We start from the raw sequence: 15,397 nt of genomic DNA, 5'->3' as shown, positions 1-15,397 counted from the left end.
GCCATGACCCGACTCTCCCGCTTCCCGCGGCCACTGGCCCTGCCACTGGCCCTGTCCCTGGCCTGCGGTCTCGCACACGCGGCATCCGGCTGGGAGCGCGCCGGCGACGGCGTCGTGGTGCAGCCGACGCAGGCCGGCGCAGCGCCGGTGCGGCTGCAGGTGGTGGACGGCCACATCCTGCGCGTGACCGCCGATGCCGATGGCGACTTCGAGCGCTCGCCGAGCCTGATGCGGGTGGCGCGCGAGGGCGCTGCGCCGGCGTTCGAGGTGCAGGAGGCCGGCGATGCCGTGCGCGTGGTGGCGCCGGGCATCTCCGCGACGGTCTCGCTGGCCGACGGCCAGGTCGCGTTCTTCGACGCGGCCGGCAAGCCGCTGGTCTCGGAAGTGGCGGGCGGCCGCACGTTCACGCCGGCCGAGTTCGACGGGCGCCAGTACGTCAGCGTGCGCCAGCGCTTCGAATCCAACGACGACGAAGGCCTCTACGGCACCGGACTTCACCAGCAGGGCTGGATGAACCTCAAGGGCCGCGATGTCGAGCTGCTCCAGCACAACATCGACAACGCGATCCCCTACCTGACCTCGAGCCGCCACTACGGCATCCTCTGGGACAACAACTCGATCACCCGCTACGGCGATCCGCGCGGTCTGCGCCAGATCGGCGAGGTGGTGACGCTGTACGACAAGGACGGGAAGGAAGGCGCGCTGACGGCGACCTATTCGATCGAGGGCGACGTCAAGCTGGTCCGGCGCGAGGAGCAGATCGACTACCAGTTCATATCCAGCCTCGAAGCGTTCCCGGAGGCAGGCAAGAACCTGGCCCAGGGCGGGCGCAGCGACGTCGTGTGGGAAGGACAGATCGCCGCGCGCACATCCGGCCGGCACACCTTCTCGCTGTACAACAGCGAGTACGCCAAGCTCTACGTGGACGACAAGCTGGTGATCGACCGCTGGCGCCAGAACTGGAACCCGTGGCACCACGAGTTCGCGCTCGACCTCCAGGCCGGAAGCAGGCACGACATCCGCATCGAGTGGGACCGGATCGAGCCGGCCTACCTCGCGCTGCAGGGCCGCGACCCGCTGCCGGCCGACGAAGCCGGCGACCTGTCGATCTGGTCCGAGGCCGCGCAGCTGATCGACTATTACGTGGTGGCCGCGGACGACGCCGACGGCGTGATCGCCGGCTACCGTACGCTCACGGGCAAGGCGGTGCTGCTGCCCAAGTGGGCCTACGGCTTCTGGCAGAGCCGCGAGCGCTACAAGACCCAGGCCGAACTGACCGACGTGCTGGACGAGTACCGCCGCCGCAAGCTGCCGATCGACAACATCGTGCTCGACTGGTCGTACTGGCCCGAGGACGCCTGGGGCTCGCACGACTTCGACCCGGCCAACTTCCCCGATCCCGACGGCATGGTCGACCACGTGCACGAGCAGAACGCGCAGATCATGATCTCGGTGTGGCCGAAGTTCTACCCGACCACCGAGCACTACAAGGAGCTCGCGGCCAAAGGCTACATGTACACCCGCAACGTCGAGGTGGGGGAGCTGGACTGGATCGGCAAGGGCTACCTGAACTCGTTCTACGATCCGTACACGACCGAAGCGCAGGACATCTTCTGGCGCCAGGTGAACACGAAGCTCAACAGCAAGGGCTTCGATGCCTGGTGGCTGGACGCGACCGAGCCCGATCTGCACAGCAACATCGACATCGGCGAGCGCAAGGCGCGCACGATGCCGAATGCGCTGGGCTCGTCGGTGGAGTACTTCAACGCCTACCCGCTGCCGCATTCTGAAGGCGTCTACCGCGGTTCGCGCGAGGTGGAGCCGGACAAGCGCGTGTTCATCCTGTCGCGCGCGTACTTCGCGGGCCAGCAGCGTGCGGGTGCGGCGTTCTGGAGCGGTGACATCGTGCCGCGCTGGGAGGACTACCGCGAGCAGATTTCGGGGCTGGTCAACGCCTCGATGGCCGGCGCGCCGAACGTCAGCTTCGACATCGGCGGGTTCTCGCCCGAGCGCCGCTACGAGCAGAAGGACCCGGCGCACCTTCCCGAATGGCGCGAGCTCAGCCTGCGCTGGTTCCAGCACGGCGCATTCGTGCCGATCTTCCGCCTGCACGGTCAGTTTCCTTATCGCGAGATCTGGGAGATCGCGCCCGAAGGCACGCCGCACTACGACAGCTTCGTGCACTACCTCAAGCTGCGCTACACGTTGCTGCCGTACATCTACACCCTGGCCGGTGACACCTGGCATGCGGACGGCACCATCCTGCGCGCGCTGGCGATGGACTTCCCGGAGGACGCGAAGGCGCGCGACGTTGCCGACCAGTATCTGTTCGGGCCGGCCTTCCTGGTCGCGCCCGTGACCGAGTTCAGGGCCACCAGCCGCGAGGTCTACCTGCCGGCTGGCGCGCAGTGGATCGACTTCGAGACCGGCCAGCGGCACGAGGGCGGTCAGAGCATCACCGCCGCCGCGCCGCTGCAGCGCATGCCGCTGTTCGTGCGTGCCGGCTCGATCGTGCCGCGCACCGTCGTGCAGCAGTACGTGGACGAGCAGCCCGATGCGCCGCTGACCATCGAGGTCTACACCGGCGCGGACGGCAGCTTCCCGCTGTACGAGGATGCCGGGCGCAGCTACGGCTACGAGCGCGGTGAGTCCAGCCGCATCCCGCTGGCGTGGAACCAGGCGCGCGGCGAGCTGACCATCGGTGCGCGCGAGGGTTCGTATCCCGGCATGGCGCAGTCGCGCGAGATCCGCGTCCGCTGGATCGACGGACCGCGTGGCGACAACGGCGCGCTGGAGCCTGCGGCCGACGCCACCGTCACCTACGACGGCTCGGCGCAGGTCGTGGCGCGGCCGGCGAAGGGCTGACGCATGGCGGCGTTCGACCCGCGCCGCCGCGAGGCGCTCCGGGCCGCCGCGCTGGCGGCGGTGGCGGGCGGCGGCGCGGCGGCGGGCTTCGGCCGCGGCGAGGCGGTGGCAGCCACGCCTGCGGCTGCCACCGTCGCGACCGGCGCCAACCCGGCCGCTGCGCAGACTGGTGCTGCTGGGGGCGGCACGTCGTGGGAGGAGCTGCGGCTGTGGTATCCGCGCCCGGCCACGCAGTGGGTCGAGGCGCTGCCGCTCGGCAACGGCCGGCTCGGCGCCATGGTCTGGGGCGGCGGCAAGCACGAGCGCCTGCAACTCAACGAGGACACGCTTTACGCCGGCGGCCCCTACGACCCCACTCCGCTCGGCGCGCTCGAGGCACTGCCGGAGGTGCGGCGCCTGCTGTTCGCGCGCCGCTACGCGGAGGCCGAGGCGCTGGCGAACGCCACCATGCTCGGCCGGCCGCCGAAGCAGATGCCCTACCAGCCGCTCGGCGACCTGGTGCTGGATTTCTTCGAGATCGCCGAGACCAACGGCTATCGCCGCGAGCTGGACCTGGACCGCGCGCTCGCCACCTCCACTTTCGAGGCGCGCGGCCTGCAGCACCGGCGCGAGGTGTTCGTCTCGCCGGTCGACCAGTGCCTGGCGATGCGGCTGTCGGGCGACACGCCGGGGCGCATCTCGCTGCGCATCGGCCTGGCGAGCGACCAGCCCAGCGCGACGGTGGACGCCGACGGCGACGCGGGCCTGCTGCTGCGCGGCCGCAACGAGGCCGCCTTCGGCGTGGACGGGCGCCTGCGCTTCGCCGCGCGTCTACGGGTACTCCCTGTCGGCGGCACCCTGCAGCAGCGCGACGGCCGCATCGAGGTGCGCGACGCCGACGAGGTGGTGCTGCTGCTCACCGCGGCCACCAGCTTCCGCCGCTACGACGATGTCTCCGGCGATCCGGACGCGATCACCCGGGACCAGCTCGCGCGCGCCGCCGCGCGCTCGTGGCAGGACCTGCACGACGATCATGTCGCGGCGCACCGCACGCTGTTCCGGCGCGTCGAGATCGACCTCGGGGCCACACCGGTCGAGCTCGCGCAGCTTCCCACCGACGAACGCGTCGCGCGCTTTGCCGATGCGGTCGATCCTGCGCTCGCCGCGCTCTACCACCAGTTCGGCCGCTACCTGCTGATCGCCAGCTCGCGCGCCGGCAGCCAGCCGGCGAACCTGCAGGGCGTGTGGAACGACCTGCTGCAGCCGCCGTGGGAGAGCAAGTACACGATCAACATCAACACCGAGATGAACTACTGGCCGGCCGAGTCGGGCGCGCTGGCCGAATGCGTCGAGCCGCTGGAACGCATGGTGTTCGAACTGGCCGAACGCGGACGCGAGACCGCGCGCCGCATGTACGGCGCGCCGGGCTGGGTGGTGCACCACAACACCGACCTGTGGCGCGCGACCGCGCCGATCGACGGCGCGCAGTGGGGCCTGTGGCCGCTGGGCGGCGCCTGGTTGCTGCAGCACCTGTGGGATCGCTGGGACTACGGGCGCGACGTGGCCTACCTGCGTCGCATCTACCCGTTGTTCCGTGGCGCGGCGGAGTTCTTCGAAGCCACCCTGGTCGAGGATCCGCACACCGGCGCGATGGTCACGGCACCCTCGATCTCGCCGGAGAACGTGCATCCGCACGGGGCCGCGTTGTGCACCGGCCCGTCGATGGACGCGCAACTCCTGCGCGACCTGTTCGGGCAGTGCATCGAGGCCGCGGCGCTGCTGCAGATCGATGCCGACTTCGCGCAGCGCCTGCGGCGCCTGCGCGAACGCCTGCCGCCGCACCGGATCGGCCGTGCCGGCCAGCTGCAGGAATGGCAGGACGACTGGGACATGGACGCGCCGGAGATGGACCACCGCCACGTCTCGCACCTGTACGCGCTGCACCCGTCCAGCCAGATCAACCCGCGCGATACCCCGGAGCTGGTGGCAGCCGCGCGTCGCTCGCTGGAGATCCGCGGCGACGAGGCGACCGGTTGGGGCATCGGCTGGCGCCTGAACCTGTGGGCGCGCCTGCGCGATGGCGAGCGCGCGATGAAGATCCTGCGCATGCTGCTGAGCCCGTCGCGCACCTATCCGAACCTGTTCGACGCCCATCCGCCGTTCCAGATCGACGGCAACTTCGGCGGCACGGCGGGCATCACCGAGATGCTGGTGCAGAGCTGGGGCGGCGCCGTGTTCCTGCTGCCGGCATTGCCGCGCGACTGGCCGACGGGCACGCTGCACGGGGTGCCGGTGCGCAACGCCGCGCGCCTTGACCTGTCCTGGCGGGACGGCGTCGTCGAGGCAGCGGTCCTGCGCAGCGAGCGCGGCGGCGACTATCGGGTCGACCATCGCGGGCGCGGGATCGCACTGGCGCTTGCGGCAGGCGAGAGCGCCACCCTGGCGTGGCGCGACGGCGCGCTGGTACGCGCATGAACGCGGCACTGGCGCGCAATGCACATGCCGGTTTCAGCCGCAACCGCCGCCGAATGCTGCGATGCACGAACGCTCCGGCGGGACTGTCGGGCTACGATAGCGCGCTGGATGACAGCGCAGTCATCCAGTCGCGGTGCGGCGGCGGTCGTTCGACCGCCGTAGTGCGCGCGACGCCGGTGCCGGGGAGGCGGTGATACGGCGTCGCCGCGCAGTCCATCCGTCGTGCGACCCGCCCGGGCGGGGGTCGCGCACGCGCGGACAGGCATCGGGTTCCAGACAGACGCAACGCTTTCCATTCCCCGGAGGGAACACATGAGCAGTCCCCACGCACCAGGCGAGAACACCGGTTTCATCATCCTGATCAGCCTGGTGGCGACGATCGGCGGTTTCCTGTTCGGCTACGACAGCGGCGTGATCAACGGCACCGTCGACGGCATCACCGCGGCGTTCGCTTCCGACGCGGCGGTGACCGGCTTCAACGTCGCCTCGATGCTGCTGGGCTGCGCGGTCGGCGCGTGGTTCGCCGGCACGCTGGCCGACCGCTACGGTCGCCGCACGATGCTGCTGTGCGCCTCGGTGTTCTTCATCGTCTCGGCCTGGGGCTCGGGCATCGCCACCTCCTCGTTCGAGTTCGTGATCTACCGCGTGATCGGCGGCCTGGCGGTGGGCGCGGCGAGCGTGATGTCGCCGGCCTACATCAGCGAGGTGGCGCCCGCGCGCTACCGCGGCCGGCTGGCCACGATCCAGCAGATCGCGATCATCTCCGGCCTGTTCGCCTCGTTCCTGAGCAACTACCTGCTCGCGAAGGTGGCCACCTCGTCGGTGGCCGAGCTGTGGATGGGCTTCGAAGCCTGGCGCTGGATGTTCTGGGCCGAGCTGGTGCCGGCGTCGTTGTTCTTCGTGCTGCTGTTCTTCATTCCCGAAAGCCCGCGCTACCTGGTGGCGCGTGGCCTGCGCGACCGCGCGCAGTCGGTGCTGTCGCGGCTGTACGGCGCGGTGCAGGGCGAGCGCAAGCTGGGCGAGATCGATGCCTCGCTGGCGACCGATCACCACCGCCCGCGGCTGTCGGACCTGGTCAGCAAGGCCACCGGCAGGATCCGCCCCATCGTGTGGGTGGGCGTGGGCCTGGCGACGTTCCAGCAGCTGGTCGGCATCAACGTGGTGTTCTATTACGGCGCGGTGCTGTGGCAGGCGGTGGGCTTCTCCGAATCCGACGCGCTGCTGATCAACGTGCTCTCCGGCGCGCTCAGCATCGGCGCCTGCGTCGTGACCGTGCTGCTGATCGACAGGGTCGGGCGCAAGCCGCTGCTGTGGATCGGCTCGGTCGGCATGGCCGTCACCCTGGGCCTGGTGACCTTCGCCTTCGCCACCGGCGGCGTCGATGCGGCCGGCAGGCTGCAGCTCAGCGATTCGATGGGCCTGCTCGCGCTGGTGGCGGCGAACGCCTACGTGGTGTTCTTCAACCTCTCCTGGGGTCCGGTGATGTGGGTGATGCTGGGCGAGATGTTCCCGAACCAGATCCGCGGCTCGGGCCTGGCGGTCGCCGGCCTGGCGCAGTGGACGGCGAACTTCCTGATCACCTGGACCTTCCCGATGCTGCTGGCCGGGATCGGCCTGGCGACGGCCTACGGCATCTACACGGTGATGGCGGTGCTCTCGGTGTTCTTCGTGATCAAGTTCGTGCACGAGACCAAGGGCCGCGAACTGGAGCAGATGGAGGGCTGACGCGCCCGAATGCCGACGTTTCCGGAACGCTGGCGCTCCGGGAACGCGGACGCTCCGGAGCACCGCTACGTCGTCCTTCCCCCGCTCGCGGGCATTGCGCCCTTCACGGGTGGAAGGTGCCGAAGGCGGATGGGGGCAGGCCGAAGACGCGTCGCGTGCGCTCGGGCGCTTGGTTTTGGAGGCGTGAATCGCCTCTGCGGCCGCGCGCATCCACGCCACCAGCACCACCGAGATACCTGCTTGACGCCTGGACCTCCCCCACCTCGCTGCAACCCATGAGGAACGCGTGATGCAACTGTCCGGCCTGGATATCGCGATCGTGCTGGCCTACCTCGCCGGCGTGTTCGCGCTGGCGCAATGGGTCTCGCGCGAGAAGGCGGGGCACGCCAAGGACGCCGACGACTACTTCCTGGCCAGCAAGTCGCTGCCGTGGTGGGCGATCGGCGCGTCGCTGATCGCGGCCAACATCTCGGCCGAGCAGATCATCGGCATGTCCGGCTCGGGCTTTGCCATCGGCCTGGCGATCGCCTCTTACGAGTGGATGGCGGCGGCGACCCTGCTGATCGTCGGCAAGTGGTTCCTGCCGGTGTTCCTGCGCAACCGCATCTACACCATGCCGCAGTTCCTGGAGAGGCGTTACGGCACCCGCATCCGCACGGTGATGGCGGTGTTCTGGCTCGGCCTGTACGTGTTCGTCAACCTGACCTCGATCCTGTGGCTGGGATCGCTGGCGATCGCGCACGTGGCCGGCATCGACCAGATGGCGGCGCTGCTGGGACTGGCCGTGTTCGCGCTCGCGTTCCAGCTGTACGGCGGGCTCAAGGCGGTGGCGCTGACCGATATCGTGCAGGTGGTGCTGCTGGTCGCGGGCGGGCTGCTGCTGGCGGGGATCAGCCTCGATCGCATCGGCGAAGGCGCCGGCATCTGGGCCGGTTTCCAGCGCCTTCGCATGGAGGTGCCCGGGCACTTCCACATGATCCTGTCGCCCGAGAATCCCTTCTACAAGGACCTGCCCGGTCTCAGCGTGCTGATCGGCGGCATGTGGATCATGAATCTGAGCTACTGGGGTTTCAACCAGTACATCATCCAGCGCGCGCTGGCGGCGAAGGACCTGGCCGAGGCGCAAAAGGGCGTGCTGTTCGCCGCATTCCTCAAGCTGCTGATGCCGGTGATCGTGGTGGTGCCGGGCCTGGCCGCGGTGCTGCTGGCGCCGGACATCGGCCGTCCCGATGCGGCCTACCCGGCGATGATGTCGCTGCTGCCGGCGGGCATCCTCGGCATCGTGTTCGCGGCGCTGATCGCGGCGATCGTCTCCTCGCTGGCGTCGATGACCAACTCGATCTCGACCATCTTCACCCTCGACCTGTACCGCCCGCGCGAGGCGGGCGACCAGCGCCGGCTGGTGCGCACCGGCCGCATCGTCACGGTGGTGGCGATGGCGCTGGCGGTGCTGGCCGCGCGCCCGCTGCTGGGCAGCTTCGACCAGGCGTTCCAGTACATCCAGGAATACACCGGCTTCTTCACCCCGGGTATCGTGGTGATCTTCGTGCTGGGGCTGTTCTGGAAGCGCGCCAACGAGGCCGGTGCGCTGGCCGCGGCGATCGGCTCGTTCGTGCTTTCGATCGTGCTCAAGCTGGCGTGGCCGTCGCTGCCCTTCATCGATCGCGTCGGGCTGGTGTTCCTGCTGGCGCTGGCGCTGGCGGTGGTGGTGTCGCTGTCGATGCGGCACGCGCCGGAGAAGGACATCATCCGCACCGACGATGTCGACTACCGCACGGGCGCCAGCTTCAACGCCGGCGCGGTCGCGGTGCTGGCGATCCTGGCCGCGCTGTACGCCGTGTTCTGGTAATTGCGCTCGAGGCCCGGGCGTGCGCCTGCGGTAGTCCGCAGCGAGGCTGCGCCGGGCTACGCGCTGACGGCCTGCCCTTTGGGGGCGGCGCACGCGATCCGCCAGCCGGAACGGATCGGCAGATCGGCTTCGCACGCGCGCCGCCCGCGCGTCCGGACGCTCAGCGGAAATAGCGCTGGTCGAACCAGAACGGCCGTACCTGCGCCTCGCGCAGGTGGGTGGCGGCCTGAGGGTGCGCCGGGTTGACCAGGTAGTTGGTCGAATCGGGCAGCAGGGCCGAGGGCAGCGGCAGCAGCAGTCCTTCGCGCGCATCGAGCCAGGCGTTGCCCACTGCCTGCGACGTGGGCTCGTTCGCCTGCCAGCCGTCGGGCAGGTCCGGGCGCGGTGACACTGCCGCATCGTCGGCCACCTCGAGCGTGATCAGCTTCAGCGTGGTCGGGATGCGGGTCACGCTCAGGCGCATGTGCGCCATCACCTCCACCATCGCCAGCGCCGGATGCTCGGCCGCGTACAGCACCGAACGCGGCAGGGTGTGCCAGCGTCCGTCGGTATGGTGCCCGCCTTCGCCCCCCAGCCCCGGGAAGGCGGAGATCCGCCACAGGCGCATCAGAACACGCCGTGGGCGGTGCGGCGCAGGTGCGACTCGATCAGGCGGGCGCCGGAGTCCTTGGCCGCGAGTTGGAGTGGGGTGACCGGCGCGTCGCCGGGGATGTAGGCGGCCGGCGCATTCAGCCATTCCAGCGCCTGGGCCTCGTCGCCGAACAGTTCCACCGCCTCGGCATACACGCGGGCCAGCCGGATCAGGCGCTCGGACTCGGCCTCGGTGAAGCGCGCATTGCGGGCCAGTCGCCGGCGCACCGTGCTCTCGGGCGCCACCAGCGACGGCGGGAAGCCGAGCCGGTGCGCCGCACGCCGGTACGAGCGGCTGCTCACGCCGGCCGCGGCCAGGCGCACGGCGTCGGTTTCCGATTCCAGGGCCACGTCCAGCAGCCGCGACATGTGGGTGAACACGGGGCTGGCGACGGGGCGGAGCGGGGTGACGGCATTCATGGGCGGCCCTCCATATGAGCGTCACTCTACGCCAGATGGCGTACCTGTGTCGACACGCTGCCCGACAGGTTCCGGAAGTTGGCGGGTCTTGCCCGCTTGGCGCGGGCCGTGCCGGGGATAGGGTGGTGCCACCACCCATCTGGATGCCGCCGCTGCTGCTCTTCGCGCTGGCGTGCAAGGTGCCGTGGGTGGCGCCTGCGGGCGTGCGGGCGTGGCATGCCGGTAACACCCCGGCCTGCGGGCGGGAGCTCCTGTCCGCCTGCCTGATGGAGGTCGTGCGGGTGCCGATTGTGCTGCCCCGAGGCTACCCGCGCCGGCACTCCCTCGCGGCCGGGATCGAGCATTTCGCGGCGCAGCGGGGCGGATGAATTCCGTTCGCTGAGACAGAAACCCGCTTGGCGGCCGGGCTTGGTGCGGCGCGGGCCGCGCTCCGGATCTGGTGGCTATGGGTGAAGGAGCTTCCGAAAGATCGTTCCCCCAAACCGTGTGTGCTTCCACCGGTCCCGCCCATGGGGGGACGCGAAGTGTAACGAGACTGGTGAACATGCTGTGGCAGTGCCAGGCGCTATCAAATCAGTTCGGTCCACAATACCTTGACAGTCGTTATGGCTTTGAGTATATGCCGGCTTTATCCCGAGGCTGGACGGTGGCTCGCAGGCGTCCAGGTTCAGGTATCCCGTGAGCGGGATCGATCCAGCTTGGACGGGGCTTTCCTCGGTCTTGGCGCCCCATCGCAGCACTTCAAGGAGGCTCGTCATGAGGCGCATCGGCCGCTTGTCTCTGTGGTCTGCCTTCCATGTGCTGGCGTCAACTGGATTGGTTCTGACGCTGTCAGCCTGTGAAACGACACCCAACTCCATGGCCCGTAACGGGGCGGGAATGGAAGCAGTCGAACCTACGCCGGCCGAGTTACGGGCAATTGTCAAAGAGGCCTACATCTATGGCTTCCCCATGGTGGACAGCTACCGTATCCAGTACTCGTACTTCGTCGATAGGGCCAGCCCTGAGTACAAGGGCGAGTGGAACGAAGTGCACAACGTGGCCCGCGTTTTCACTCCGCAGGACAAGGCGATACAGACGCCCAATTCGGATACGCCATACAGCTTCCTGGGTGCGGACCTTCGCGCCGAGCCGCTGGTGATCAGCGTGCCGGCGATCCCGGACCGCTACTACTCGCTTCAGTTCATCGACATGTACACCCACAACTTTGCTTATGTGGGGAGTCGCGCGACGGGCAGCGCGGCGGGCGACTATCTGCTGGCCGGACCGTCGTGGCAAGGCACCGTGCCGGAAGGAATCAAGTCAGTGATCCGAGCCGAAACGAATCTGGCTTTCGTGCTCTACCGCACCCAGTTGTTCGGTACCGATGACGTAGAGAACGTCGAGAAGATCCAGGCCAACTACAAGGCCCAGCCACTGTCACGCTTCACAGAAGCGCCGCCGCCGCAGGCATCCGCCGACGAGTTCATCCAACCGTTGTCGGCTGAGGCGCAGAAGACCTCGCCGGAGTTCTTCGGCATCCTCAATTGGCTGTTGCAGTTCACTCCGACCCATCCCAGCGAAAAGGCATTGATGTCACGCTTCGCCAAGGCGGGCATCGGTGCGGGGAAGGGGTTCGATGTTGCTGCGTTTTCGCCTGCGCAGCGCCAAGCGGTCCAAGAGGGTATGGCCGATGCGTGGAAGGCCTTCGCCCAGTACAAGGCTGAGGTAATCGACACCGGCAAGAAGGGCAGTGCCGATGGATTCGGTACGCGCGAATACCTCCACAACGACTACCTCATGCGCATGGCGTCTGCGGCACTGGGCATCTATGGCAACTCGAAGGAGGAGGCGAATTACCCGGCGTACTTCACCGATTCCGAAGGTAAGCCGCTGGAGGGCGCACTCAGCCGCTACACACTGCGCTTCGAGCCGGGAAGGCTGCCACCGGTCAACTCGTTCTGGTCGCTGACCATGTACGAGCTGCCGGCCAGCCTGCTGACTGAAAACCCGATCAACCGCTATCTGATCAACTCGCCCATGGAGCCGGATCTCGTCCGCGATGCGGATGGGGGCATCACGCTGTACATCCAGCATGAATCGCCCGGGGACAGGAAGGAAGCCAACTGGTTGCCGGCACCCAAGGGGCCGTTTTTCATGATCATGCGCGAGTACTGGCCCAAGCCCGAAGCCCTGGACGGCACCTGGAAGGCACCGCCCGCGGTCCGCACGGCGCAGTGACGCACAAGCACGGCAACGAGGTGCTCGGCTCTCGTATGCCCTCCCAGCCCGTCTGCCCGGAGTTCACGCAATGAGAAGCACACGAATCGCGTTCATCTCGCTCACGCTGATCGCGGCGTTGGCCGGCTGCGATGGTGCTTCTGACCGCGCAAAGCCGCAGGCGGCGCAAGCCGAACTTGCGGCGGCCGTCAGTGAGCCTGCGGCGGAAACGGCGCCCGCAAGCAGCGCGACGCCTCCGGTCGTCCCCGACCTGGCCAGCCCGGATCAGTGGAAGAAGACCACCGATGGCAAGATCATCGTCACGCCGGACAACTTCGTACGTGCGGAATCCGACGTCTATATGGCGGCCCAAGTCAAGGATGGGGCGTTCGGCAACTTCAAGCACACCCGCGAACCCGCTCCGGTCGACAGGCAGCTGATTGTGCGACTCAACCGCGACACCATCTACTCGTCGGGTGTGTTCGACCTGGATGCGGGGCCGGTCTCCATCACTCTGCCGAATCCTGACGAGCGATTCCTATCTGCTCTCGTCATCAATCAGGACCATTACAACCCCCAGGTCTTCTACGGCGCCGGTGCTCATACGCTTACGAAGGAGAGTGTGGGGACCCGTTACGCAATGGTAGGCGTCCGCATCCTCGCCGATCCCAACGATCCGGAGGACATGAGGAAGGCCAATGCGTTGCAGGACGCCATTACCGTCAGCCAGCCCGGTGGTCCGGGCAAGTTCGAGATTCCACAGTGGGATCCCATTAGTCAGAGGAAGGTCCGCGAGGCGCTCATAGCCTTGTCCAACACGATTCCCGACCTGCGCTATGCCGCTGGCGCCGATAGGAATGCTGTAGATCCAGTCAGGCGCATCGCTGCGGCAGCGTCGGGTTGGGGCCTGAACCCCGACAAGGATGCTGTCTACTTGAACGTGTTCCCGGAGAAGAACGACGGTAAGACACCGTACCGGCTCACGGTAAAGGACGTTCCGGTTGACGCGTTCTGGTCAGTGACGGCGTACACCGCCGACGGATACTTCAACCCCAATGAGCTGAACGCCTATTCGATCAACAGCATCACCGGCAACAGGGGCGAGGATGGCGCCATCACGATCCAGTTCGGCGGTTGCGCCAACGACACGCCGAACTGTCTGCCGGTGACCAGCGGTTGGAATTACATGGTTCGACTGTACCGCCCGCGCCAGGAGATCTTGGACGGCAGTTGGTCCTTCCCCGCCGCCGAGCCGATTGGATAGTGGTTACGACATTCCACAGCCTCGTAATAGCGGCACAGACAAGGCGCGTGAGCTTGTTGAGACCCGGGTGTGATTCCTGAGGGAACTGGTTGGACTCGACGATCAGCCTGGCTCGGCAGCCGGAGCCATCTCCCTGGCTTCAGCGATGGTGGCGCTCAAGTCCCCGAGAGCCACTGCCGCGGGGAGCTTCGGCCCCCTAAGTCGCCCCAAATCCGTCCCACCTTCCCAGACCCACACCAACAAAAAACCCGCCTCTCGACGGGTTCTCTTCAACGCGTTGATTCCGCTAGGGAATCTGGTGGCTATGGGTGGACTCGAACCACCGACCCCAGCATTATGAGTGCTGTGCTCTAACCGGCTGAGCTACATAGCCAGATCGATCGCACGCGCATGGCGGCGAGCCGCGTATTGTCGGGGCGCAGGCCGGCGACGTCAACGCCGGAGCGGCCGGGTTGGCACTTTCGCAGTGGCCGTGGCAGAGTCGGGGGCAGTAGATCTTGGAGTCCGCATCGTGATCGATCCGGACGGGTACCGGCCCAATGTCGGCATCGTCCTGATGCATCCCGATGGCCGCGTCTTCTGGGCGCGCCGGGTGCGTCGCGACGGCTGGCAGTTTCCGCAGGGCGGGATGAACAGCGACGAGACGCCGATCGAGGCGATGTACCGCGAGCTCCGCGAGGAGACCGGCCTGCTGCCCGAGCACGTGGCCGTGCTCGGCGTGACCCCCGGCTGGCTGCGCTACCGGCTGCCGTACAACGCCATCCGCCGCAACGACCGCGTGGTGTGCATCGGCCAGAAGCAGGTCTGGTTCCTGCTGCAGTTGACCGGCCAGGAAAGCGACCTGCAGCTGGACCTGACCCCGAAGCCGGAGTTCGACCACTGGCGCTGGGTCGATTTCTGGTACCCGACGGAGCATGTGGTGATGTTCAAGCGCGGGGTGTATGCCAGCGCGCTGCGCCATCTGGCGCCGTTCGCGCGCCAGATCGCAGGCCTTGCCGCGATTCCGGCCGCAGCCATCGAGCGCGAGCGGACGCGTCGCCGGCCCCGGCACCGGGGTTCGGTGGCCCGGCAGCCGTCGCGCGACCGGGAATAGGGACTCGGCCAGATCGAAGTCCTGGCGGCATTGACAATCATTCTCATGCATGGCGAAATGGCGGCCGGATCTTGCCATCGGTCGCGCGCCTTGTACGTCTGCATCTGCAACGGGATCACCGAAGCCGACATCCGCCGCGCGGCGGAGGCCGGCTGCAACTCGCTTCCCGAGCTGACCATGCGCACGGGCGTGGGCGCCTGCTGCGGCACCTGCATCGACACCGCCAGCGCCCTGCTCGACGCCGCGCGTCCCGAGGCCCAAGGTCGGCGGGTCGCCCTGCCGGTGCTGCGCGCCGCCTGAGCGCGCCGGCGCGCACCGCGCGCGGATACAAATGCACCCGATTCGTGTTCCGGCACGCGCGCCCGTGCGGCGCTAGAGTGCGTGCGTCCACGCTTGCACGGAATCCGGCCATGAAAGGCGATGCAGAGGTCATCCGCTACCTCAACAAGGCGCTCTACAACGAACTCACGGCGATCAACCAGTACTTCCTGCACGCCAAGATGCTGAAGAACTGGGGACTCGCCGAACTCGCCAAGCACGAGTACGAAGAGTCGATCGACGAGATGAAGCACGCCGACGTGCTGTCCGAGCGCATCCTGTTCCTGGAGGGGCTGCCGAATTTCCAGGCGCTGGGCAAGCTGAGGATCGGCGAGACCCCGATCGAGATCCTGCGCGCCGATCTGGCGCTGGAGATGGACGGCATTCCGCTGTTGCGCGAGGCGATCGCGCATTGCGAAACGGTGGGCGACTACGTCAGCCGCAAGCTGTTCGCCGACATCCTCGAGAACGAGGAAGAGCACGTGGACTGGCTGGAGACCCAGCTCGATCTCGTCGCCCGCGTGGGCGAGCAGAACTACCTGCAGAGCCAGATCGAAGACTGAGTCGCGAGGCGCCGCGC

General features: G+C 67.8%; 12 protein-coding genes and 1 tRNA gene. 10 read left to right on the top strand and 3 right to left on the bottom strand.

What is annotated here, in order from left to right; all coding sequences use genetic code 11:
- Positions 1–3: 3 nt before the first annotated feature.
- The 4 genes from QFW81_RS10845 (at position 4) to QFW81_RS10830 (ending at position 8,893) form a co-directional block, all read left to right on the top strand.
- Entirely contained in the window at positions 4–2,865 is a 2,862-nt protein-coding gene (locus QFW81_RS10845; RefSeq protein WP_280578790.1) for a TIM-barrel domain-containing protein, read from the top strand.
- Between the two features lie 3 nt (positions 2,866–2,868).
- Positions 2,869–5,319, top strand: coding sequence for a glycoside hydrolase family 95 protein (locus QFW81_RS10840; RefSeq protein ID WP_280578789.1), 2,451 nt, complete (start codon positions 2,869–2,871; stop codon positions 5,317–5,319).
- Between the two features lie 294 nt (positions 5,320–5,613).
- Positions 5,614–7,044: a sugar porter family MFS transporter gene (locus QFW81_RS10835; protein WP_280578816.1), complete on the top strand. Its 1,431-nt coding sequence runs from the start codon at positions 5,614–5,616 to the stop codon at positions 7,042–7,044.
- 289 nt (positions 7,045–7,333) lie between these two features.
- Positions 7,334–8,893, top strand: coding sequence for a sodium:solute symporter family transporter (locus QFW81_RS10830; protein WP_280578788.1), 1,560 nt, complete (start codon positions 7,334–7,336; stop codon positions 8,891–8,893).
- Positions 8,894–9,053: 160 nt separating this feature from the next.
- Here the strand turns inward: QFW81_RS10830 and QFW81_RS10825 are convergent, their stop codons facing one another.
- Positions 9,054–9,500 (bottom strand): RES family NAD+ phosphorylase, encoded by a 447-nt coding sequence (locus QFW81_RS10825; RefSeq protein WP_280578787.1) that lies wholly within the window; start codon positions 9,498–9,500, stop codon positions 9,054–9,056.
- Positions 9,500–9,943, bottom strand: coding sequence for an antitoxin Xre/MbcA/ParS toxin-binding domain-containing protein (locus QFW81_RS10820; protein WP_280578786.1), 444 nt, complete (start codon positions 9,941–9,943; stop codon positions 9,500–9,502). Before QFW81_RS10820 ends, QFW81_RS10825 begins: the two co-directional genes overlap by 1 nt.
- A 125-nt stretch (positions 9,944–10,068) precedes the next feature.
- Between QFW81_RS10820 and QFW81_RS10815 the strand changes: the two genes are divergently transcribed.
- The 3 genes from QFW81_RS10815 to QFW81_RS10805 all read left to right on the top strand — a co-directional run bounded on the left by QFW81_RS10815 (position 10,069) and on the right by QFW81_RS10805 (position 13,406).
- A complete protein-coding gene (locus QFW81_RS10815; RefSeq protein WP_280578785.1) occupies positions 10,069–10,311 on the top strand; it encodes a hypothetical protein in 243 nt (80 codons plus the stop codon).
- A 388-nt stretch (positions 10,312–10,699) separates the two neighbouring features.
- On the top strand, positions 10,700–12,163 hold the full coding sequence (locus tag QFW81_RS10810; protein ID WP_280578784.1) for a DUF1254 domain-containing protein: 1,464 nt from the start codon (positions 10,700–10,702) through the stop codon (positions 12,161–12,163).
- Positions 12,164–12,233: 70 nt separating this feature from the next.
- Complete coding sequence (locus QFW81_RS10805) at positions 12,234–13,406, top strand: DUF1214 domain-containing protein (RefSeq protein WP_280578783.1); 1,173 nt, start codon at positions 12,234–12,236, stop codon at positions 13,404–13,406.
- Between the two features lie 296 nt (positions 13,407–13,702).
- Here QFW81_RS10805 and QFW81_RS10800 read toward each other — a convergent pair.
- Positions 13,703–13,779 (bottom strand) — tRNA-Met (locus QFW81_RS10800).
- A 138-nt stretch (positions 13,780–13,917) separates the two neighbouring features.
- Here QFW81_RS10800 and QFW81_RS10795 point away from each other — a divergent pair.
- The 3 genes from QFW81_RS10795 (at position 13,918) to bfr (ending at position 15,380) form a co-directional block, all read left to right on the top strand.
- Positions 13,918–14,499, top strand: coding sequence for an RNA pyrophosphohydrolase (locus QFW81_RS10795; protein WP_280578782.1), 582 nt, complete (start codon positions 13,918–13,920; stop codon positions 14,497–14,499).
- A 90-nt stretch (positions 14,500–14,589) separates the two neighbouring features.
- A complete protein-coding gene (locus QFW81_RS10790) occupies positions 14,590–14,799 on the top strand; it encodes a (2Fe-2S)-binding protein (RefSeq protein WP_280578815.1) in 210 nt (69 codons plus the stop codon).
- Between the two features lie 110 nt (positions 14,800–14,909).
- Positions 14,910–15,380 carry a bacterioferritin gene (bfr, locus tag QFW81_RS10785; RefSeq protein WP_280578781.1) on the top strand — a complete coding sequence of 157 codons (471 nt, stop codon included), beginning with the start codon at positions 14,910–14,912 and terminating at the stop codon, positions 15,378–15,380.
- The last annotated feature ends 17 nt before the right edge of the window (positions 15,381–15,397 follow it).

This window comes from Luteimonas kalidii, assembly GCF_029887935.1.
Classification (GTDB): Bacteria; Pseudomonadota; Gammaproteobacteria; order Xanthomonadales; family Xanthomonadaceae; genus Luteimonas; species Luteimonas kalidii.
The sequence above is the reverse complement of the archived record's forward strand: the minus strand, read 5'-3'. Positions and strand labels throughout refer to the sequence as shown.